13 protein-coding genes are annotated in these 21,587 nt (G+C 42.3%); 5 read left to right on the top strand and 8 right to left on the bottom strand.

The features are described from left to right. The first annotated feature begins 148 nt into the window (after nucleotides 1–148). From pepA to Q8W26_RS00490, 3 genes are all read left to right on the top strand, one after another. On the top strand, nucleotides 149–1,660 hold the full coding sequence (gene pepA / locus Q8W26_RS00500; RefSeq protein WP_101212797.1) for a leucyl aminopeptidase: 1,512 nt from the start codon (nucleotides 149–151) through the stop codon (nucleotides 1,658–1,660). An 89-nt stretch (nucleotides 1,661–1,749) separates the two neighbouring features. Next, a complete protein-coding gene (locus Q8W26_RS00495) occupies nucleotides 1,750–2,178 on the top strand; it encodes a DNA polymerase III subunit chi (protein ID WP_101212795.1) in 429 nt (142 codons plus the stop codon). 33 nt (nucleotides 2,179–2,211) lie between these two features. Continuing rightward, nucleotides 2,212–4,974: a valine--tRNA ligase gene (locus tag Q8W26_RS00490; RefSeq protein WP_101212793.1), complete on the top strand. Its 2,763-nt coding sequence runs from the start codon at nucleotides 2,212–2,214 to the stop codon at nucleotides 4,972–4,974. A 52-nt stretch (nucleotides 4,975–5,026) separates the two neighbouring features. On the opposite strand, the gene Q8W26_RS00485 is transcribed toward Q8W26_RS00490, so the two are convergent. Both Q8W26_RS00485 and Q8W26_RS00480 read right to left on the bottom strand, forming a co-directional pair. Then, entirely contained in the window at nucleotides 5,027–6,049 is a 1,023-nt protein-coding gene (locus Q8W26_RS00485) for a hypothetical protein (RefSeq protein WP_101212791.1), read from the bottom strand. Between the two features lie 226 nt (nucleotides 6,050–6,275). Continuing rightward, nucleotides 6,276–6,593: a c-type cytochrome gene (locus Q8W26_RS00480; RefSeq protein WP_101212789.1), complete on the bottom strand. Its 318-nt coding sequence runs from the start codon at nucleotides 6,591–6,593 to the stop codon at nucleotides 6,276–6,278. Nucleotides 6,594–6,885: 292 nt separating this feature from the next. Between Q8W26_RS00480 and Q8W26_RS00475 the strand changes: the two genes are divergently transcribed. Continuing rightward, on the top strand, nucleotides 6,886–8,697 hold the full coding sequence (locus Q8W26_RS00475) for a phosphotransferase (protein WP_101212787.1): 1,812 nt from the start codon (nucleotides 6,886–6,888) through the stop codon (nucleotides 8,695–8,697). A 76-nt stretch (nucleotides 8,698–8,773) separates the two neighbouring features. On the opposite strand, the gene Q8W26_RS00470 is transcribed toward Q8W26_RS00475, so the two are convergent. Both Q8W26_RS00470 and Q8W26_RS00465 read right to left on the bottom strand, forming a co-directional pair. Then, nucleotides 8,774–11,155 (bottom strand): zinc-dependent metalloprotease, encoded by a 2,382-nt coding sequence (locus Q8W26_RS00470; RefSeq protein ID WP_305471850.1) that lies wholly within the window; start codon nucleotides 11,153–11,155, stop codon nucleotides 8,774–8,776. A gap of 50 nt (nucleotides 11,156–11,205) precedes the next feature. Next, complete coding sequence (locus Q8W26_RS00465; protein ID WP_101212784.1) at nucleotides 11,206–14,841, bottom strand: response regulator; 3,636 nt, start codon at nucleotides 14,839–14,841, stop codon at nucleotides 11,206–11,208. Nucleotides 14,842–15,092: 251 nt separating this feature from the next. Between Q8W26_RS00465 and rapA the strand changes: the two genes are divergently transcribed. Further along, nucleotides 15,093–17,990: an RNA polymerase-associated protein RapA gene (rapA, locus tag Q8W26_RS00460; protein ID WP_101212781.1), complete on the top strand. Its 2,898-nt coding sequence runs from the start codon at nucleotides 15,093–15,095 to the stop codon at nucleotides 17,988–17,990. Between the two features lie 130 nt (nucleotides 17,991–18,120). Here the strand turns inward: rapA and Q8W26_RS00455 are convergent, their stop codons facing one another. From Q8W26_RS00455 to Q8W26_RS00440, 4 genes are all read right to left on the bottom strand, one after another. Next, the gene (locus tag Q8W26_RS00455; RefSeq protein WP_101212778.1) at nucleotides 18,121–19,374 is read right to left on the bottom strand and encodes a sensor domain-containing diguanylate cyclase; all 1,254 of its coding nucleotides are present in this window, start codon (nucleotides 19,372–19,374) and stop codon (nucleotides 18,121–18,123) included. Between the two features lie 180 nt (nucleotides 19,375–19,554). Then, nucleotides 19,555–19,917, bottom strand: a complete 363-nt coding sequence (locus tag Q8W26_RS00450) for a YacL family protein (RefSeq protein WP_101212777.1) — start codon at nucleotides 19,915–19,917, stop codon at nucleotides 19,555–19,557. 38 nt (nucleotides 19,918–19,955) lie between these two features. Next, nucleotides 19,956–20,621, bottom strand: a complete 666-nt coding sequence (locus tag Q8W26_RS00445) for an SDR family oxidoreductase (protein WP_101212775.1) — start codon at nucleotides 20,619–20,621, stop codon at nucleotides 19,956–19,958. Nucleotides 20,622–20,666: 45 nt separating this feature from the next. Continuing rightward, a complete protein-coding gene (locus Q8W26_RS00440) occupies nucleotides 20,667–21,539 on the bottom strand; it encodes a DMT family transporter (protein ID WP_101212773.1) in 873 nt (290 codons plus the stop codon). Nucleotides 21,540–21,587 lie beyond the last annotated feature (48 nt).

Here is a 21,587-nt window from a genome sequence, read left to right as displayed (position 1 = left end):
AGTTTTATCTCGGCAAAGTAGTACTATAAAGACTAGCATATATACAATCAATGCAAACTCAATAGCTATTAGCTAGGTAACTAGTCGTACTCAGTTTGCTATTATCTAACAATTCAAAGCCTTTGTCTTTAAGAACCTAGGAGAGCTCATGGAGTTCAATGTAAAAAGTGGCAGCCCAGAAAAGCAACGCAGTGCATGTATCGTTGTTGGTGTATTCGAGCCGCGTCGTTTATCACCTGTTGCAGAGCAGCTGGATAAGATCAGTGATGGTTATATTAGCAACCTATTACGTCGTGGTGATCTTGAAGGCAAAGTAGGTCAAACCTTATTATTACATCATATCGATAAAAAAGTATTAAGTGAGCGAGTCTTATTAGTTGGTTGCGGTAAAGAGCGTGAGCTTGATGAGCGCCAATATAAGCAAATCATCAATAAAACGATTAACAAGCTTAATGAAACGGGTTCAATGGAAGCCGTTTGCTTCTTAACTGAATTACACGTTAAAGGCCGTGATACCTACTGGAAAGTACGCCAAGCTGTTGAAGCGACAAATAACGGCCTCTATGTTTTTGATGCACTTAAAAGCAAAAAAGATGAAACTCGCCGCCCGCTACGTAAATTAGTGTTCAATGTACCGACTCGCCGTGAACTACCTGTGGGCGAACGTGCAATTAACCATGGTAACGCCGTATCAAATGGCATGAATTTATGTAAAGACGTGGCCAACATGCCGCCAAACATTTGTAATCCAGCTTACCTCGCACGTCAATCTCGTCAATTAGCAGAAAGCAGCGATAAAGTTGAAGTTGAAGTCATTGGCGAAGAGCAAATGGCTGAGTTAGGTATGGAATCATACCTTGCTGTAGGTCGTGGTAGTGATAATGAATCACAAATGACGATTATCAATTATAAAGGCGCGCCAGACCCAGATACAAAACCAATTGTATTAATTGGTAAAGGATTAACCTTTGACTCAGGTGGTATTTCACTTAAACCTGGCGAAGGCATGGATGAGATGAAATATGACATGGGTGGTGCCGCGGGCGTTCTTGGAACCATGAAATCATTAATCGATTTAGAGTTACCAATTAATGTTGTTGGTATCTTAGCAGGCTGTGAAAACATGCCATCATCCAACGCGTATCGCCCAGGTGACATTTTAACTACAATGTCAGGGCAAACCGTAGAGGTATTAAATACTGACGCTGAAGGCCGCTTGGTTTTATGTGACGTATTAACTTATGTTGAACGTTTTGACCCAGAGCTGGTGATTGATACCGCAACCTTAACTGGCGCAGTGATTGTTGCACTTGGTAAGCATGCGTGTGGTTTATTAAGTAACCACAATCCATTAGCCCATGAATTATTAAACGCTGGCGAGCAATCGAGTGACCGAGCATGGCGTCTACCGTTATGGGATGAATATCAAGAGCAATTAAGCAGCCCATTTGCCGACTTCACCAACTTAGGTGGCCGTGCAGCTGGCACTATTACTGCGGCGTGTTTCTTATCGCGCTTTACTAAGAAATATCAGTGGGCTCACATTGACGTTGCTGGTACTGCATGGAATAGTGGCGCAAACAAAGGCTCGACTGGTCGCCCAGTACCGCTACTAACTCAGTTCTTAATGAACCGTGCAGAAGGTGTTGTTGCAGAATAATCATTTGCAACAATAAACCAAAGCATTAATAAGGCAGTGATTAAACGCTGCCTTAGTGCGTTTAGCACAATAGATAACTTGACGAGACAATGGCACAAACAACTTTTTACCATTTAGACAATAACGACGAGCGAGCTACGACAGTAATAGATAAAGCCTGTCAGCTGGCTGGTGAACTGTATCAGCAAGGACAGCGCGTGTTTATTGCGACAATGGATGCAAAAACCAGTGAAGCTATTGACGAGTTAATGTGGCAACAGCCACCAGCAAAGTTTATCCCGCATAACTTACAAGGTGAAGGGCCTCATTATGGCGCGCCAATTGAAATAGGACATCAGCCACCGCAAGGTCGCCGTCACGTTTTAATTAACTTATGCCACCCTTTACCGCCATTTGCAGTAAACTTTAGCCAAATAATCGACTTTATTCCAAGCGAGTCTGAACAGAAGCAACAAGCCCGCGAGCGTTTTCACCAATGTAGAGTGTTAAACCTTGCCCCGCAGTTGCATCAAGACTAATCGCTATTAACGCCAACGAAGAATTATCGGATCATGGAAAAAACATATAACCCACAAGCTATTGAGCAAACTATTTACCAGACTTGGGAAAATAGTGATTTATTTAAACCAAGCGGCGACACCAGCAAAGACAGTTACTGTATTTTATTACCGCCACCGAACGTCACCGGTAGCTTACACATGGGCCACGCATTTCAACATACCATCATGGATGCGCTAACCCGTTACCGCCGTATGGATGGTGACAATACGTTATGGCAACCTGGGACTGACCACGCAGGTATCGCAACGCAAATGGTGGTAGAGCGTCAGTTAAACGCCAACGGTCAAACCCGTCATGATTTAGGTCGCGAAGACTTCGTTAAGAAGATCTGGGAGTGGAAAGAGCAATCTGGTGGCACTATCACTAGCCAAATGCGCCGTTTAGGTACCTCTCCAGATTGGTCACGCGAAGCATTCACCATGGATGACGATTTATCTAATGCCGTGCAAGAAGTATTTATTTCATTGCATGAAGAAGGGTTAATTTACCGTGGTAAGCGCTTAGTTAACTGGGATCCGGTATTACACACTGCGGTTTCTGATTTAGAAGTAGTAAACACAGAAGAGCAAGGCAGCATGTGGCACATGAGCTACCCGCTGGCCGATGGCAGTGGTGCACTTGTTGTTGCAACAACGCGCCCAGAAACCATGCTAGGTGATAGCGCCGTTGCTGTTCACCCTGAAGATGAGCGTTATGCTCACCTAATCGGTAAAGAAATCAAGCTGCCTTTAACCGGCCGTTTAATTCCTATCATTGCTGATGATTACGTTGAGCCAGAATTCGGTACAGGTTGTGTGAAAATCACCCCTGCCCATGACTTTAACGATAATGAAATGGGTAAGCGCCATGACTTACCACTGATCAATATCTTAACCAAAGAAGCGACGATGAACGCCGATTGCCCAGAGCAATACCGTGGCTTAGATCGCTTTGATGCACGTAAGAAAATCGTTAGTGATTTAGACGAACTAGGTTTACTCGTTGATATCAAACCACATAAATTAATGGTGCCGCGTGGCGATCGTTCAAACGCTATTATCGAGCCATTATTAACCGACCAATGGTATGTTAAAGCAGCACCGCTCGCTGAACCTGCGATTGAAGCGGTACGCAGTGGTGAAATTAAGTTTGTGCCAGAGAACTGGGATAAAACCTACTACAACTGGATGGATAACATTCAAGATTGGTGTATCTCACGTCAATTGTGGTGGGGCCATCGTATTCCTGCATGGTATGACGAACATGACAACTTCTACGTTGGCAGTGATGAAGCCGATGTACGTGCTAAGCACAACATCGCTGATGATGTTAAATTACGCCAAGACGAAGATGTATTAGACACGTGGTTCTCTTCAGCGCTATGGCCATTCGCAACGATGGGCTGGCCAGAGAAAACACCAGAGCTAGAAACTTTCGTACCAAGCTCAGTGTTAGTGACAGGCTTTGACATTATCTTCTTCTGGGTTGCTCGCATGATCATGATGACCAAGAAGTTTACCGGTAAAGTCCCATTCAAAGAGATTTACATTACTGGCCTTATCTGTGATGAGCAAGGTAATAAGATGTCAAAATCAAAAGGTAACGTGCTTGACCCGATCGACCTTTTAGACGGCATCACCATTGAAGATTTAGTCGCTAAACGTACTAGTGGCATGATGCAGCCGCAAATGGCTAAGAAAATAGAAAAAGCGACCCGCAATCAGTTCCCAGAAGGCATTGATTCGTACGGTACTGACGCACTGCGCTTTACCTTTGCTTCATTAGCTTCGGCGAATCGTGAAATCAGCTTCGATCTAGGCCGTGTTGAAGGCTACCGCAACTTCTGTAACAAGTTATGGAATGGTAGCCGTTACGTATTAATGCACACCGAAGAGAAAGAGTTCTTAAACGGTGATGATCATGAATACAGCCTAGCAGACCGTTGGATTCAAGCGAAACTACAACAAGTGACGGAGCAATATCGCTCTCACCTTGATACGTACCGCTTCGATTTAGCAGCGCAGTGTATTTATGAATTCACTTGGAATCAGTTCTGTGGTTGGTACTTAGAGCTAACTAAACCAGTGCTATTTAAAGGCACTGACGCGCAGCAAAAAGGCACGCGTAAAACATTAGCGCAGGTGTTAGAAACCACATTACGTTTGCTACACCCATTAATGCCTTATATCACTGAAGAGATCTGGCAGCGTGTTGCACCACTTGCTGGTGTTTATGGTGATACCATCATGACACAGCCTTTCCCTAAAGCAGATGCCGCTCTAGCTGATGAAACAGCCTTAAACGATTTAGAGTGGGTTAAAGAGTTTATCGATGGTATTCGTAACATCCGTGGTGAAATGGACATTAGCCCGAACAAGCCACTTAACGTGTTACTCAAAAATGTTGCTGAAGAAGACAAGCGTCGTCTAGACGACAACCAAGCGTTCTTACAAGCATTGGCGAAAATCGAAAGCTTCACTAGCTTAGGTGATGACGAGCAAGCACCAGCGTCAGCAACAGCGCTAGTTGGTAAAATGGAAATTCTGATCCCAATGGCAGGTTTAATTGATAAAGACGCAGAACTAAGTCGTATCAATAAAGCGCTAGAAAAAATCGGCAAGGACTTAGCACGTACTAGCGGCAAACTATCTAATGAGCGCTTTGTTAGCAAAGCACCAGCCGATGTTATCGCTAAAGAGCGTGAAAAATTAGCCGAAATGGAACAAACGGTTGCTAAGTTAAAAGAGCAACAAGCGACGATTGAAGCGTTGTAATACGCATGTAAAAAGCGCATCAATTTGATGCGCTTTTTATTCTAGACCCTCTTTAATTGGGCTCACCTGCCGTGACACGGCAGTGATAACAATTAAACCCTCTCAGTAACTTATCGGCTAACTCTTGCCATTGCCTAAGACCTGTTCGTGTCGCAACAAGCTGGATAAACCGAGCATTATCTATAGTAAAACTGTATGTGCCCTGTTCTGCTTTTTTGGTCAATTTATCGAAATCGATATCACCATCTTCCTTCAAAGGAATAGGTAGATCATGAGGTGGTATAGTAAAGCTGGTGCTTTTAATAAAACCTAGATCCGTAGCAACGACTGTTAGCCTATAACCCGTTTTAGTGGCTAAATGAAATACATTACCAGCGGGTGCCGTCAGTAACGGTGAGCTTAGATAACGGACTTTACTACCCAACGTCATATCTGGATATATGAAAAGCTCATTCGCAGTAACTTTCCCCTCAAAGTCTTCACCTAATAAGCCTTCTATAATCTGCACTGATTCGACATCAGGCCACAGGTAAGTTAAAAGAGCGTTACTACATTGACTTAGCATGATAGAAGGTGAATGCTCCGTCGCTGGTATACCGCAAAAATCTTCCATATCAATAATATCTTTATTTGAAGCATAGGGAAGATTTCGCATAATAAACCGCTGTGTTTTCGTCCCAGACATTAAAAGTCGATTAATGCGATGTTTTAATTCGCCCTCTATTGGTTTTTCAGATAACAGCTCAGCAGTACGATAATAAGAAACAACCTTCCCACCTGCTCCCTCAACGGGTTGCCCCTTTTGGTAAAAATGAAGTTTAAAATGAGTCACTGAACTGGTGGCATCGACCTGAAAAAACAGATCATAGCTTTGCGGACTCGAAGATTGGTTTACAAATTGTCTAGCTTCGTTTAACGCGTAATGACGTTGAAAACCAAGGTTACCACACACTTTGGCATTACCTGTACAAACAGCATACTCAACGCGTGGTTTGCTTATAGCCATTGCAGAGCCAATAGTTGACATAAACAATACTGCGAAGCCAGCAACTAGCAAGCGTCTGATTCCAATCACATCCCTTGACCTTTTTCCTTTTAAAAAACATAAATTAACATAGAAAGTAAGATTAACCGAGTAACATACCTCCAAGAGGTATAATTACTCAACACGAGAATTATGATAGCTGTTACTTTGCAGCACCAATAAAAAGCCCCCAGCAATTGAACAATTCAACTGTTGAGGGCTCGATGTTCTCTAGTCGATCAAGGCTCTTGCTTTGACCATTTAAAAAACGATAGAACTATTTAAGTGAGCTGTAGTAAGCCGCTAAGTCAGCAATATCAGCATCTGATAAGTTTGCAGCCATTGCATACATCATCATTGCTTGACCACCGGTACGAGATTTATTTTTAAACGCTTTTAAAGAAGACTTTAAGTACATCTTCTTCTGACCCTTAAGGTTTGGGTACATTGGTGAAATGGCAATACCATCAGCACCGTGACAACCAGCACAAACTGCGGCTTTTGCTTTACCTGCTGCGGCATCGCCTTTAGCTGCGTTTGCCATCATTGGTAGTGATAACGCCAGTGCTAGTGCAATAGTACGTTTCTTTAACATAGTAAATCTCCCGATTAATTGATTCTTTGCTCGACGATCAAATTATTTTATCTGTAACGGCAAGCATAATTGCTTTATTGCTTATTAATATAGATATAAATCAACTTATATCCAAAAATACATATAACCTTAAACTACAATCGGCTAAAAACTCAACAACGCTAAAGTCTAATTTTTATCATTTATTATCAGTAAGAGCTTCAGCTAAGTATCGGACTCGTCTTGCGTTAACAATTGCTCAATAACGCAAGATTCTTTATTCTAACCACAGTAACCTTTATCGCAACTTAATATGACGAAACCAAACTTACAACAGTTTTATATTGCCGAAGAGCAATCCATATATTTATTAAATCATCATGATGCAACCAAGCTAAGAAATTGGCTTAACTTATGTCAGGACCAACTCAGTCAATTAGGTTATCACCGTATTGCATATGTCGGTAAAGGTGCTTATGGTTTTGCTTTTGCAGCAACCACCCCGATTGGTGAGCAACATGTATTTAAGTTTTCCCGGATCACCTTGCCCGAGCACGTTCAAGATCGCCTCGAAGAAGAGGGCTTCATGCTTGAGCAAGTTAATCACCCGCTGGTACCGTCATTCTTAGGTTACTTTAAAATTGGTAAACAACGCATATTATCAATGCGCCGCGCCATTGGGGTTGATTTAGAGCAGTATTCTATCGCAAATGGCCCGCTGCCGCCAAATGAAGTGCTCGCGATTGCTCATCAAATGTCTGAAATCCTGATAAAATTACGTCAATTAGATAAGGTCATCATTCATGGAGACATCAAGCCTTCAAATATCGTGTTCGATCATGCCAGCCAAACCATTGGTTTAATTGATTGGGGCTCGTCGGTTTATGCTCAAGTTGATCAGCACGGTCAATTTTATAGTAGCAATGTGATGGAGTTGATGTCGGGGGACTTACAGCACAGTAACGCCCGTCTTGGTGATGTTTATTTTATTGGCGATGAGCAGCTCAATGGTGCGCTTTCTTCCGTCCGTTTTGATGAACAAGGCCTTGCTGGAACGCTATACGCCCTTGCCTCTGGTCAATCATGCCGTTTTGGATCTCGCGTGATTCCCGCGACATCCTTAGGGCTACCAAAAGAGTTCGCGTTAACGTTACAAAATATGCTCAGTGACGATATTAAACTGCGTCAACAGGCTGGTGACTATTTCATCAATAACATGAAGTTTATGAAAAATATTGTAACTCCAGCGCCACACTCACTCGATTTAACACCACAACTTCCGGTGTGGCAACACCAATTAAATAATGACGAATTAGAGTCGGTAGTTTATACCTCACGCCGTTCATTTTTAAAAGAAGAAGCCCACCTCAACGATTTTGATGATATAGACGATGTTCAGCTTGATAACTACTACAAAAATTTTCTTCAGGGTATGGGGGAAAATGCCAAAGCATTTTTAGCGGCAGTGAGTCGTTTGGGTAAATATCCTGTGGTTGGTGGATTAGCGATTCACTGGCACGATGATGGATTGTATATCGATTCTAATCTTAACCTATATAACAATGAGCTAAGGCAATCATTTATCAGCGCCGTTAATAATATGGTAACCCTTGCACGCGCGATTGATCGTCAAGGCATATTTAAAGCCTGTTTCTTTAATGCAAAGCAAACTAAGCATATTGCACGGGATAGCGATAGCGATGCTTATATCCCACCGCCATCAATGCAGCTAAATTACGACATCCATGACCGCCCACTAATTAGCGATGAAAGTCGCCTGCATTCCTACTTTGAAGATGAAAAAGACCCCGATGAACAATTGGACTTACCCGATGAAATGCTAGAAACCTTAGCACAAATGAACTTAATTCATCACACAGGCTGTATCATCTTTGAATCGTTAGCGAATGATTTAAAGATTCATAATTATTTATCGTTACTTGATGCCGAAAAAGAATCGCTATTTGATAGTTTAATCACTAAGTTAATCAGTCAAGTGCCACTGATTAAAGGAACTGGTGTTTCAGGGTTTATGAAGTTTCCTTATAAAGACAGTAAGTTCTTTGAGTATCAGCAGCAACAGCCTACGCTATTCATGCCAATCAACCCTAAATCATCAAAGTGAATCAATTAATAGCGGTAAAAAGCTGCTCTAGGCTGCTTTTTACCGCCAGTAATTTCAAGCAATAAGCTAAGAGTTATTAAATCGGTGATCCCGGAGGCAACTTAGTCGGTTTAGCAATGAGTTTCAGACTGGCATCTTCTAACCCTTCATCTAACCCTTGCTCAAGTAGCTTAAAGTGGCTTTTAAAGTCATCTTCGCCACGTTTAGCTTGCTTTTTAAACCATTTCTGCAACTCTGTTAAGCTTTTATGTAGCACCGCCTTCGTCTCAGGCGAGGTTTGTTTATGGTGATATGCAGCTAACAACTGTTCAACCACAACAACATTGACTCGCTTAGCGACTAACTCAGTTAACCCTGAATAATCACGTTCACTTGACTCTTTAATGACTCGTGCAATAAGGCGTTGTAATAACTCTTGCAATGAAAGCTGGTCACGGTCGATAACCCCTTGCTGTAATACACGGTTTAAGCGAGCACTGTGTAGTAAATATTTTAAACTATGTCGTGCACTGGCTTCGCTCATTGCAACAGGGTCAATATTCAAACCATTCGATGAACTAAAGCTCTCACGGCTGTTATAAAAACCGTATGCTTTTGGTGGCAGCTTAGCAATAAGCTCACTTGGTAAACTTAAATATTTAGCCGATAAGGTGTTTAACACACTCACTAATGCCTGACGCTGCCAATCCGCATCCACGACCTGGTTAAGTAATTTTTCACCAGATAGTGCATAGTTATAATCAATACCACCAATAATCTTACTCGCAGCCTCAACCTGATAACGGTGCAATAAATAAATCGGCACAATCGCTTCACGCATTTCTGAATGCGCTTGACTCGGGTCTAACATCGATTCATTAATACGCTTTAATGCTAATTCACGTACCAGAATTAATCGCTGTAATTCTTGGTCTGCTTTTTTACCGTTATCCCATAAATGTGCCCAAGGGTGCGAACCGCCAGCGGCACGTGCATCACTATCAGAAATAAACCCAAGTCCCTGCCGCTTGGTTTTTTTAATCAACTCAGCCAGCTGGTCATTGGTCAACTCACCATAACCATAGGCCACGGTATAGTCATCCCAAGCCCCCATACCAACGGCATAAGCATTATCAAGGTTGATATGCTTATCTTGCAATTCGATTAATGGATGTGGGTAATCCATAACCGAAGCACGGTTGTTGGCACTTGCCGCAAAATTATGTGCAATCCCCAATGTATGGCCGATTTCATGTGCAGATAACTGTCGGATGCGTGCCAATGCCATTGCTTGCGCCGCTTCACTTGCTTTAGCTTTATCTTGATCAGCTAACAAACCTGATGCGATTAAGTAATCTTGACGCACACGCAATGAACCTAAACTAACATGCCCTTTAATGATTTCACCGGTACGGGGATCGCTAACCGAGCCACCATAAGACCAACCTCGTGTTGAGCGATGTACCCACTGAATCACATTATAGCGAGCATCTAGTGGATCAGCATCACTAGGCAGCATCTCGACACGAAAGCCCCCTTTAAAGCCTGCTTTATCAAAGGCATCACTCCACCAGCGTGCACCATCCAATAATGCACCACGCACGGGTTCGGGAACGCCAGGGTCAAGATAATAAACAATTGGTTCAACAACTTTGCCCATCGCGTCGGTTGTTAATCGGTGACGATAAATGTAACGCTGCGTCATGGGTTTATCGATTGGCTGACTGTAATCTTGAAATTCAAACGGAAAGTAACCACTGTATGGGTGGAACTCACGCATTTCATATCCAGCTTCTGGCAACTGAACTAGCGAATGCCTAAAGTGAATGGAAACATAACGAGCATCTGGTGTTACTGTTGATAAATGACGGCCTTTTGGTTCACCAGTAAAACTAACTAACGCCGTTAGTTCCGTATTTTGCGCAAATGACTTAGACTCAGCCCATTGCGGCATAGAGGTCGACGTGTTAACACGGTAACTCCCTTCGCCCCGTTGCTTTAAACGTTTGGCGACACCATGTACATCTTGCTCAACAAAATCTTCTACATCTATTAATAGCTTGCCTTCTCGCTCAGCGACAATCGTAAAGCTAAATAAGACCGATTGTGCAAAAGCCTGAGTTAATGCTTTTCGCTCACTCGGGTTATCGCTAACCGCTCGATAATATGGATTAAGCTGGCGTAAAATAACTTTATTACCAATGCGTTCAAACTGAACTAAACGCGAGTCACCTAATTGACCGCGATCGAGTCCTAGGTCGTTAGAACCAATACCTTGCATCAAACTCGTCACATAAATAAAAGGCTGTTCCAGTTTATCAACTTCAAGTAATAACGATGACTGCTTTTCACTGCCATAAAGATTAAAGAATCCAGATTTTTTAGTTAAGCCTTTTAACTTATCACTAAAGGCATCGGCAGCGCTTGATGCTGAAAAGCATAAGCTTAAGGTTAGCGCGATGCCTAAACTTGGCTTCATAGCGTGTTTTACTATTCGCAACATACGAGTGTTATCCTCAATTTTAATTATTATTGTGCAGCGTCAGACTCATCAATACAGCGACTGATAGTATCAAACATTTCTTTAAGAACCAGAGGTTTAGTTATATGGTCATTCATTCCGGCCGCTAAACTTTTTTCTCTATCACCCGTCATAGCATGAGCTGTCATGGCGATAATCGGCAATTCATGCATATTGTATACCTTTCTAATTTCCTGTGCAGCAGTTAAACCATCCATTACTGGCATTTGAATATCCATTAACACTACCTGATACTGCTTCGCCATCACAGCATCAACCGCTTCTTGGCCGTTACTCGCTAATTCGACCTCATATGCTTGAGACTCTAAAAGCCCCTTAGCGACTTGTTGATTAATGATATTATCATCAACTAATAAAATGGATCCTTTACTCAATATTTCCGGTTCTTGTTTGGGCACTTCAACAGGTCTTTGCTCCATGTATTGAGTCACGCGTTTTATCACATCAAGTGGGGACAATGGTTTACTAAAAATACCATCGACAATATCGGCGATCTGAGGGCTCTTCATGGCATCGTCACCATAATTAACAAGCAAAAAGATAACCGCTTGCGGTTGCTGCTGTGATAATATTTTTAACGCTTCAATATCTTGCTCTATGCTCCAATCCAATAGCACCACATGATAATCTGTTTGTTCAACCCCGCTAGGGTTTGTAACTGTCGTCACCTTAAAGCCAAGCTTTTCTAATAAGTGCTGATAAACCTGTGCAGTTCGCTCACAATGTTCCACTAATAACAACGGTGCAGACTGCAGCTTAGAGGGTAATAACCATGGTAATTGCTGTTGTTGATTTTCAATGTCAAAGTCAATGGTAAAGCTAAATTTACTGCCTTCATTTAGATGACTCTCAACCGAGAACTCGCCTCCCATCATTTGCACTAAATGCTCTGAAATAGATAACCCTAAACCGGAGCCACCAAACTCACGGGTTGTTGAACCATCCGCTTGACTGAAGGCCGAGAACAACGTTGGTAATTTCTCTTCATCAATACCTATCCCTGTATCACGTACAGAAAACTCCAGCCGAACTCGTTCATGACTGCGTTCCACCACATGACAATTAAGCTCGACAAAACCATCATTAGTAAATTTCACCGCATTAGAAACAATATTAGTTAACACTTGGGTTAAACGTAGACTATCTCCAATCAATGACATAGGCGCATTAGGAGAAATAAGTAATAGTTCTAGATGCTTGTTTTGTGCAGCAATTACATTAACGTTAATAACGGCATCTAATACATCCTCAAGATTAAAGGCTACTTGCTCTAATTCCATCTTTCCTGCTTCAATCTTCGAAAAGTCTAGAATATCATTGATGATATGCAGCAATGAGTGGGCTGAGTTACGCGCTTTGTCTAAATAATCATGCTGTTGATGATCAAGCTTAGTTTGTAGCGCTAACTGAATCATGCCCATGATGCCATTCATTGGCGTTCGAATCTCATGACTCATATTCGCCAAAAATTCACTTTTATAACGATTAGCCATTTCAGCATCTTGCTTAGCAGCAACAATTTCTCGCTCAAACTCTTTTCGCTTCGTAATATTTTTATGTGTACCTAGCATCCGAGTCGGCTGATTTAAATCGTCATACTCCACCACACTGCCGCGAGCAAGTACCCATTGATAGGAACCATCTTGTGCGAGCATTCTGAACTCTTGCTCATAAGGCTGATGAGGATCAGCTAAATGAATATTGAGCTTTTCTGCAACACCTGACCAGTCACTCTTATGAACTAAGCGCCTAAAGCCATGCCAACTTGGTAACACATCACTGGGTTTATAGCCAAGCATGGTAAAATAGGCTGGATTACAGTGCAGTTCGTCAGTATTAATATGCCAATCCCATAAGCCTTCCTCTACCGCATCCATTGCTAATGAGTAACGCTCTTCACTTCGACGCAATTTTTCTGCGGCTTCATGCTCTTGCGTTATATCTCGAGCCACACCGATGAGCCCGAGCAACTCACCATCAATCCCGGTATAAGGTGTCTTTTGGGTTTGCCACAATTTGTCATTACTTTGTAGCATCAACTGTTGTTGTACCGTGACGGTTTTACGTTTTTTAATCACCAAATCATCATCATGCTGTAATTGCTTTGCCAATGCCGGTGTCACTAAATCATGTAAACGTTTACCCAATAATTCCTCTTCACTGGCTCCGAACATTTGATGGGCCGCTTTGTTACAACCTAAAAACTCCCCTTTGGTATTCTTATAAAAGATAACATCTGGAATTGAATCAATGAGTGAGCGTAATAGTGCATATTCGTGCTCTCGTTGCTGAGTTGTTTCACGCAGCTTTTCCGTACGTTGCGCCACTTGAATATCAAGCTGACGGTTATCCTCAGCCAGCTGCAAGGTGTAGTTTTTATTTTCACTAAAAATACGACTAATCAACACAAAGAAAGGCTGCCAACCTTCACTGATCCCTTTAGGTGGCTCAACAGGCTCTTTCGCACACTCTTCTAAGTGCAGCATTAATTTAGACGCTGGACCGATAAACGATTGATTGGCTAGCCAATGAACCACAGAAACAAGAATAGATAGCGCAAGCATGATCGATACCAAACTCATCACAAACTGACGCCATGAATTAGCAAACAACTCTGATTGTGGCTCAAAATAAATCAATTTAAAGGGGGCGTTAACTAATGGTACGGCTTGAATATAATAGCCATTAACTAGTCGTCCTTCCGTCATGTTAAACAACTCATCAGTGGAGATGTTCTTTAACGCTTGAGGCAGGCTATCCACCAATGGCTGAACTTCTTGAGTGCTTGCATTCTCAATACCGCTACTTTGCGCCATAATTTGCTGTTTCTTATCCAACAACATCATCTGACCATTTAAACCAGATAGCGGCATGAGCTCTTCGCTTAAGCTCGATAAGGTAATATCGATGGCAATCGCACCATAAAATTGGTTATCCACATACAAGGGAACACCTACCGTTGTCATCAACCCTTTACCCGCTTTATCAATGTAGGCATCAGTCCAGTAGACACTTCGCTCTGGGTTATTGCTTTCTACAGCCCCCTGATAAGCAGGATTGTTGTATGTGTTATCAGAAAAGGCGTAACCATCCCCTGGCCATGGGTAAATGCCGATAAAGTCATTCGCAGAAAGGTAATAGACCCAGGCAGCATCAGGGACCATTTCCATCGCCACAGGAAATGATAAGTTCATTTCAAACAGCATGTCCATTTCACGATAATATTCGTTTGAGCGCTGTTTTAAATCACCAGCTCCTGTGATCATGCCCATTTCAAACTTATCTTGTACCTCTTCTTTGACGTTAGGCACAATCTCAAATACCTTATCAATAGAATTGTAAGAGTAGTAATAATAAGAAAGTAATAGTTCTATACGCGGCGCTTCAGCAAGGCTTAAGTGTTTTATCGCATATTGGTTTAACGAAGTAACAGCACGAACCCCAGAGTCTAATAACAACTCAACTTGATGCTCATGAGTTTTAATCTGGCCAAAGCGTTCTGCTAATGCTTCGTTGCGGTTTTTATTAAGCACCCATAGCGAAGCAACAAGTGCCAATGCCAATACGGCAAAGTAAGTATAAAAAATCGTCTTATTATACTGACTTAAGATATTTGTTTTCACCCGTACTCCTAGGTAGCGGTCATAATAATTCCTTAACGATTATAACCTTAAACCATCGCTTAGCTATAGCATTAACTATAGCTAGCGAAATCAAGAGTTCCTGCCTAATTGAACAGGTAAAAAAGATTTTGTTAATCTAAATCACAGCAAACAACTACACTTAACAAATTGGTCTAAATTAGCCATGCAAACTAGCGATGGTTAATGTAAGATACGCCCCCGTTTTTTATCTGGCTAGAGAGACTCTATAAATGCCTTATGTTTTGGCTCAGCGTTGGATCAGTGATACCGAATCAGACCTAGGATTAGGTACTGTTGTTGCCCTTGAAGGTCGCACTGTGACCGTACTTTTTTCAGCAACTGGTGAAAGCCGTCATTTTTCTCGAGATGACGCACCATTAACCCGCGTTATTTTTAATCCTGGTGATAGTGTTGAAAGCCATGAAGGCTGGTCGATGACGGTAACAGAGACCAAAGAAGAAAATGGATTAATCACTTACATTGGTACACGTAACGATACCGATGAAAAAGACGTCACCTTGCGTGAAGTGATGTTATGCCACAACATTCGCTTTAACAAACCTCAAGACCGTATGTTTGCCGGTCAAATTGAGCGAATGAATCACTTTACTCTACGATACGACTGCTTAGTTCAGCGTCATAAGATGCAACAAAGCGACTTATTAGGCCTTGCTGGTACTCGCGCAAGCTTAATCCCACATCAGCTTCACATCGCTAAAGAGGTCGGTTCGCGTTATGCACCACGCGTATTACTCGCTGATGAAGTAGGTCTTGGTAAAACTATTGAAGCAGGTATGATTATCCTGCAGCAAGTGCTTACAGGTCGTGCTGAACGCGTTTTAATCTTGCTACCAGATAGCTTACAACATCAATGGCTTGTTGAAATGCGTCGCCGCTTTAATCTTAACTTCGCAATCTTTGATGAAGAACGTTGTTGTGAAGCTAACCTAGACGCTGAAAACCCATTTGATACAGAACAGTTGGTTATCGCCAGTTTAAATCTCTTACGTAAAAATAACCGCTACAAACAAGCGCTTGATGGTGATTGGGATCTACTCGTTGTTGATGAAGCCCATCACCTTGAATGGAACAGTGAAAAACCTTCTCGTGAATACCGCGTTGTTGAAGGGTTAGCGCAAAATGTACCGGGGATTTTATTACTCACAGCCACCCCTGACCAATTAGGTCATGAGTCTCACTTCGCGCGTCTACGTTTGTTAGACCCTGACCGTTTCTACGATTATCAAAGCTTTTTAGCAGAAGAGACTGCCTACCAAGATGTAGCGAGTGCAGCTAATGAGCTTCTCGAACAGTCTCAGTTATCTGATGATACGGTTGCCGTACTGAGCGAGCTATTAAAAGAACGTGATATTAGTGACTTATTACAACGTATTGCCGATGATGCTGAATCACCTGCACGTGATGAATTATTAAAACTGTTACTCGAGCGTCACGGCACGAGCCGTGTATTAATGCGTAACACTCGTCAAGCAGTTAAAGGTTTTCCAAAGCGTATCGTTAATACTTACCCATTAGCCATGCCAAGCCAGTACGCGACATCAATCAAAGTGTCAAAGATGATGGGAGGAAGCAAGAGCATAGAAGCAACGGCTCAGCAATCGCTCTACCCAGAAGAAATCTTCCAAGAGTTTGAAGGTAAAGACGCCTCTTGGTGGTCGTTTGATCCGCGTATCGAATGGTTAATCGAGCAAATTAAAGCAAGTAAAGAAAAGATGTTAGTCATTTGTGCGCACGCGCAAACGGCACTAGTTATCGAACAGGCATTACGCGTTAAAGAAGGCATCCGTAGCGCAGTATTCCATGAAGGATTATCACTGATTGAGCGTGATAAGGCCGCTGCATACTTCGCACAGAGCGAAGACGGTGCACAAGTATTGGTCTGTTCTGAGATTGGCTCAGAAGGTCGTAACTTCCAATTCGCCCGTCATTTAGTCTTATTTGATTTACCATTGAATCCTGATTTATTAGAGCAGCGTATTGGTCGATTAGACCGTATTGGTCAAGCAAACGACATTCAGTTACATCTGCCTTATTTAGCGGGTTCAAGCCAAGAGTTATTACTTGATTGGTATCACCGAGGCTTAGAAGCATTTGAAAACACCTGCCCATCAGGTGGCATCGTGTTCAATCAAGTCAGAGACGCGTTATTTGAGCTATTAAACGACCGCGAAACGGCTTCGATTAGCTTAGAGCAAGTGATTGAGCAAACGCAATCGATACATCAAGAGCTAAAACAGAAAGTAGAACAAGGCCGAGACCGCTTGCTAGAGTTAAACTCTGGCGGCCAAAAGTCTGGCCAAGAAATTGCCCAGCGTATTGCTAAACGCGATAATGGCACTGAGCTACCAACCTTCATGTTTAATATGCTTGATATTTGTGGGGTTGAGCAAGAAGATCATAGCGAAAATGCGTTGATTTTACGCCCAGGTGGTCACATGCTACATAGCCAGTTCCCGGGATTAACGGATGATGGTGCAACGGTAACATTTAGCCGAGAAACCGCACTGTCACGTGAAGATTTTCAGTTTATTAACTGGGAGCATCCGATGGTTCAAGGGAGCATCGATATGGTGCTTAGCGACACCACTGGTAATAATGCCGTATCAGTCTTAAAAAGTAAGGCGCTTCCTGCTGGTACTATGTTATTAGAGCTGATATTCGTTGCCGATACTTCTGCACCTAAAAAATATCATATTGGTCGCTTCTTACCTGCAACTCCAGTACGCATGTTAATGGATAAAAACGGTAACAATCTCAGTGCTAACATTAGCTACGACAAACTCAGCTCTCAGCTAAGCCCGATTGGCCGACACATTGCAAGTAAGTTAGTCGGTGCATCACAAGCCTTTATCCACCAGCAAGTGCAGCTAGGCACAACTAAAGCTCAAGAAGCTCTAGCAACCGTAAAAGCCGAAGCTTTGGAAAAAATGAATCATGCACTAAACCAAGAGTTAGAGCGCATGACTGATCTTAAAGCGGTTAACCCTAACATTCGTGAGGAAGAGCTTAATTTCTTACGTACTGAGCAACAACAACTGGCTAAATACATCGATAACGCACAAGTGCAACTCGATTGTTTACGCTTTATTGTGGTTTCTCCTGAGTAAGTCAACATACAAATTGTCGTTCCCGCAGTCGTTTTAGCGGGAACCTCATGAGTGATTAATCTACTCACAGTTGTAACAACCAACAGTCGATTCCGGCTAAAACGCTACCGGGACGACGCTTTACTTCCAGCTAAATATAATAGATAGAGTTACCCGTACTTTTTTTAGCTTGATACATAGCTTCATCTGCGAGTTGTATCAATGTTTGTGGGTCTGCATTATTATTATGGTAGATGGAAATACCAATGCTGGCAGCCACATCAATTAACTGAGATTGTATTTTAAATGGCGAGCTAAATTCCGCTAAAATCTTATTGGCCATCTGCTCGATAAACTCTTCTTTTTCCAACCCCCCTAGTACAATTAAGAACTCATCGCCACCCAAGCGCGTAACGAGATCAGATTTTCTAACGCAGTTCTTTAATCGGTTCGCTGCTCCCGTTAACACACCATCTCCCACGGCATGGCCATAGGTATCATTAATTTGCTTAAACAAATCTAAATCGATAAATAGAAAAGCCATAAAGGTGCGTTTTTGATCTGCTTTTTCAATCAATTCTCCCAACCTAATCTTTAAAATATTGCGATTTGGTAAACGGGTTAACGGATCAAGATTAGCGAGTTCTAAAGCTTCGCGCTCTTTTTGCTTACGGCGCGATATATCTCGGACAATCGCTAACAAATACCCTGTATCGTTATATAAAATATAGCTAATATTTGCTTCAACCGGAAAAGACGTACCATCACTTCGAGTATGGGTCGACTCAATAACGAGGCTCTGTCTTTTCTTTATTTTTTCCACATGTTGTTGCCACAGTTCGGGCTCACGAAAAGATAAATGAATATCTGATACCGTCATTCGTAATAACTCATCTTTACTATAACCCAAGCGTTTATAGGCTAAGTGATTACAATTGAGGATCTCTCCATAACTCGGGGATACGACATAAATCGCATCGTTAGACTGCTTAACAAGATGGTTGAGTAAAATTTCTGAAGACTCTGCTTTTTTTATCGCAGTCAGATCGATGAGTTGTGAGATATAGCGCTTAATCACTCCTGCATCGTTAGGTTGTGCCACTATATTTAACTGCGCATAAACAGTATGACCATCGGCATGGAGATAGCGTTTTTCTCGCTGTATAGGGGTGAATGGATCTTGCTGAAGTAGAACCCGTATCGCTTTATTAAGTTCAATATCATCAGGGTGGGTGATTATCACCTGATCTGAAAAAATAAACTCTTCATCATACCCCAGCATCGCTTTTAAGGCTGGATTAACATATTCTAGCCTGCCGTCAGGGTAGGATAAAACAATGGGGATTGGAGTGATCTCAAACAGGCGATAAATGGACTGTTCTAGCTCAGAAAACTTCTTATCCATAATTCAACTTCTCTTCGTGTGTTTTCAAACAGCCTATTATCAGAACAAGGCATTATTCCTAACAGATATGGGGTATAAGATATGACACTAATTATAGTTGAAGAATGGGGGGTTTGTTGAAAATCACTACGTCCCTGCAGCGACCTTTAACCTATGCTTTAGCAAGACAAAATGGAGGGATTAAATAAACTCCTGCCAACTTTGAATCATCGACTCAAAATCTTCGATACCACACTGACTAAAACTTTCTGCATCATAATGAGACATATCCTCTCCCTGAGGTAGCTCACCTTCAAGGTGTAAACTATTAGCCATAACGATGGCATCCTCTTCGGTTAAGGTCAGTGAGAAATCTCGTCCCTCAATCAGCTCTTCCACATCACGTTCAGTCTTTATCAGCTCAATTTTCACTAACAGTTGCTCAATTGCCGCTTGGTCATTACCTAGCTCATTGAGTAGCCAATGACCAAAGGCTTCATGCCCCATCGAAAAATCGACACGGTAAGAATTGCTAAGAAAATCTGTTTTAAATCTAAATTCCATACTACTTCTTTATTTTATTATCACTACGGCAATATCAACTACCAAGGTAGATTTTGCCCATTTGAATGTTTAAATACGCCCGATTGTGACATATCTTGGGCTTCCATTAAATTAATTAAACGCTCGGCAGCAACCTCAGCACTGATATCTCCCTGATGACCTACCATATCGGTTTGTACGAATCCGGGGTGGTAAATTCCGACGCTAACCTCTCTATCACGAAGATCATTGGCTAATGACACACTCGCCGCATTTAACGCAGCCTTAGACATACGGTAACCATAATAACCACCCGAACCATTATCGGCGATAGAGCCCATGCGTGAGGTGATCATAGCAACTTTACTGCCAGCCTTAAATAACCCCTGTAACGCGACGGTTACTGCAACGGGTGCCATCGCATTCACTAGAAATTGTTGTTCAATCGTCGCTTGGTTGAGGTCATTAAGATCTTCATGATGCAAAATTCCCGCATTGTTAATCAACAAATTAATATCACGTCCAACCAAACGCTTAGCCAAGTCTTCCAGCGCATGGGTATTGGTTACATCTACACCAGAAACCACCTCAACATCTAATGCTTCAAGAGCTGCGCTAGACTGACGACATACGGCATACACATAATAACCACGATTTATTAATTGATTGGTCATTGCCAAGCCAATACCTCTATTGGCACCGGTAATTACTGCGACTTTACTCATCTTTAACCCTTTTTGTTGTTAATTTTGTGGAATAAAAGGCATTCATTACACCCACATCACCATGACCGCCGCTATGGCAATCAGAATGAGGCCAAGGCCATCTTTAATTTTCACCGACTGTTTAAGCCAAAATACAGCAATAAGCATAGTAAAGAACACTTCAACCTGCCCGAGTGTTTTCACATACGGAACCGCTTGTAATGCCATGGCACTAAACCAGCCAATTGAGCCAAAGCAACTGGTAGCACTGGTTAATAATGTTAATCGAGGACGCTGCCATAACGCCGATAATGTTAAGCGATCTTTTAACAATAGATAACTCACCATCAATATAGTTTGTAGACTAATCACCGATAGCAGCACCCAACCTGCGCGATGCAGTACTGGTAAATCAAGTGTCAGGCTTGCTTCACGCACCCACAATGAGGTTAAGGCAAAACAAGTACCACTCGCCAACCCTATAGACATGGTCTTTAGCGATAAACCTTTAAGCCCTTGCGTGGTACTCATAATAAAGATAGCAACGGCACCGACCATGACACCGCCCCAACCAAACCAAGTCAGGCTAGTGCCAAAAAATATCGTACCGAGTATCGCCGCAACTAGTGCTTCACTTTTGGCTAGCCCTGCGCCAACAGCAAAATTATTAAGTTGGAATAGTTTAACCATTAATGCCGTAGCAATGATTTGCATTAATGATGCACCAACAATAAAGAATATCAGCGCAGGTGATATTTGAGGCCATGAGGCATCTTGCCACTGATAAAGCCCTAATAAATAAAGTGCGGCAATCGGCCCCGCCCAAATGAAGCGTGCCAACGTCACGCCAGTGACATTAACTTCCTGACTCAGTTTACTTTGAAAAGCATTCCGCCAAGACTGCATTGAAGCAGCGAGCAAGGTAAAATATATCCACATAGTGATTCGCTACTTCCATGTAATGTCATGCAAAGGGATTAAATGGGC

This window comes from Psychrobium sp. 1_MG-2023, from assembly GCF_030689115.1.
In the GTDB taxonomy this organism is placed as follows: Bacteria; Pseudomonadota; Gammaproteobacteria; order Enterobacterales; family Psychrobiaceae; genus Psychrobium.
The sequence above is the reverse complement of the archived record's forward strand: the minus strand, read 5'-3'. Positions and strand labels throughout refer to the sequence as shown.

Coding starts and splice junctions, on each gene's coding strand:
- pepA (WP_101212797.1), top strand. CDS start 149: ATGGAGTTCAATGTAAAAAGTGGCAGCCCAGAAAAGCAACGCAGTGCA.
- Q8W26_RS00495 (WP_101212795.1), top strand. CDS start 1,750: ATGGCACAAACAACTTTTTACCATTTAGACAATAACGACGAGCGAGCT.
- Q8W26_RS00490 (WP_101212793.1), top strand. CDS start 2,212: ATGGAAAAAACATATAACCCACAAGCTATTGAGCAAACTATTTACCAG.
- Q8W26_RS00480 (WP_101212789.1), bottom strand. CDS start 6,593: ATGTTAAAGAAACGTACTATTGCACTAGCACTGGCGTTATCACTACCA.
- Q8W26_RS00475 (WP_101212787.1), top strand. CDS start 6,886: ATGACGAAACCAAACTTACAACAGTTTTATATTGCCGAAGAGCAATCC.
- Q8W26_RS00470 (WP_305471850.1), bottom strand. CDS start 11,155: ATGAAGCCAAGTTTAGGCATCGCGCTAACCTTAAGCTTATGCTTTTCA.
- rapA (WP_101212781.1), top strand. CDS start 15,093: ATGCCTTATGTTTTGGCTCAGCGTTGGATCAGTGATACCGAATCAGAC.
- Q8W26_RS00455 (WP_101212778.1), bottom strand. CDS start 19,374: ATGGATAAGAAGTTTTCTGAGCTAGAACAGTCCATTTATCGCCTGTTT.
- Q8W26_RS00450 (WP_101212777.1), bottom strand. CDS start 19,917: ATGGAATTTAGATTTAAAACAGATTTTCTTAGCAATTCTTACCGTGTC.
- Q8W26_RS00445 (WP_101212775.1), bottom strand. CDS start 20,621: ATGAGTAAAGTCGCAGTAATTACCGGTGCCAATAGAGGTATTGGCTTG.
- Q8W26_RS00440 (WP_101212773.1), bottom strand. CDS start 21,539: ATGTGGATATATTTTACCTTGCTCGCTGCTTCAATGCAGTCTTGGCGG.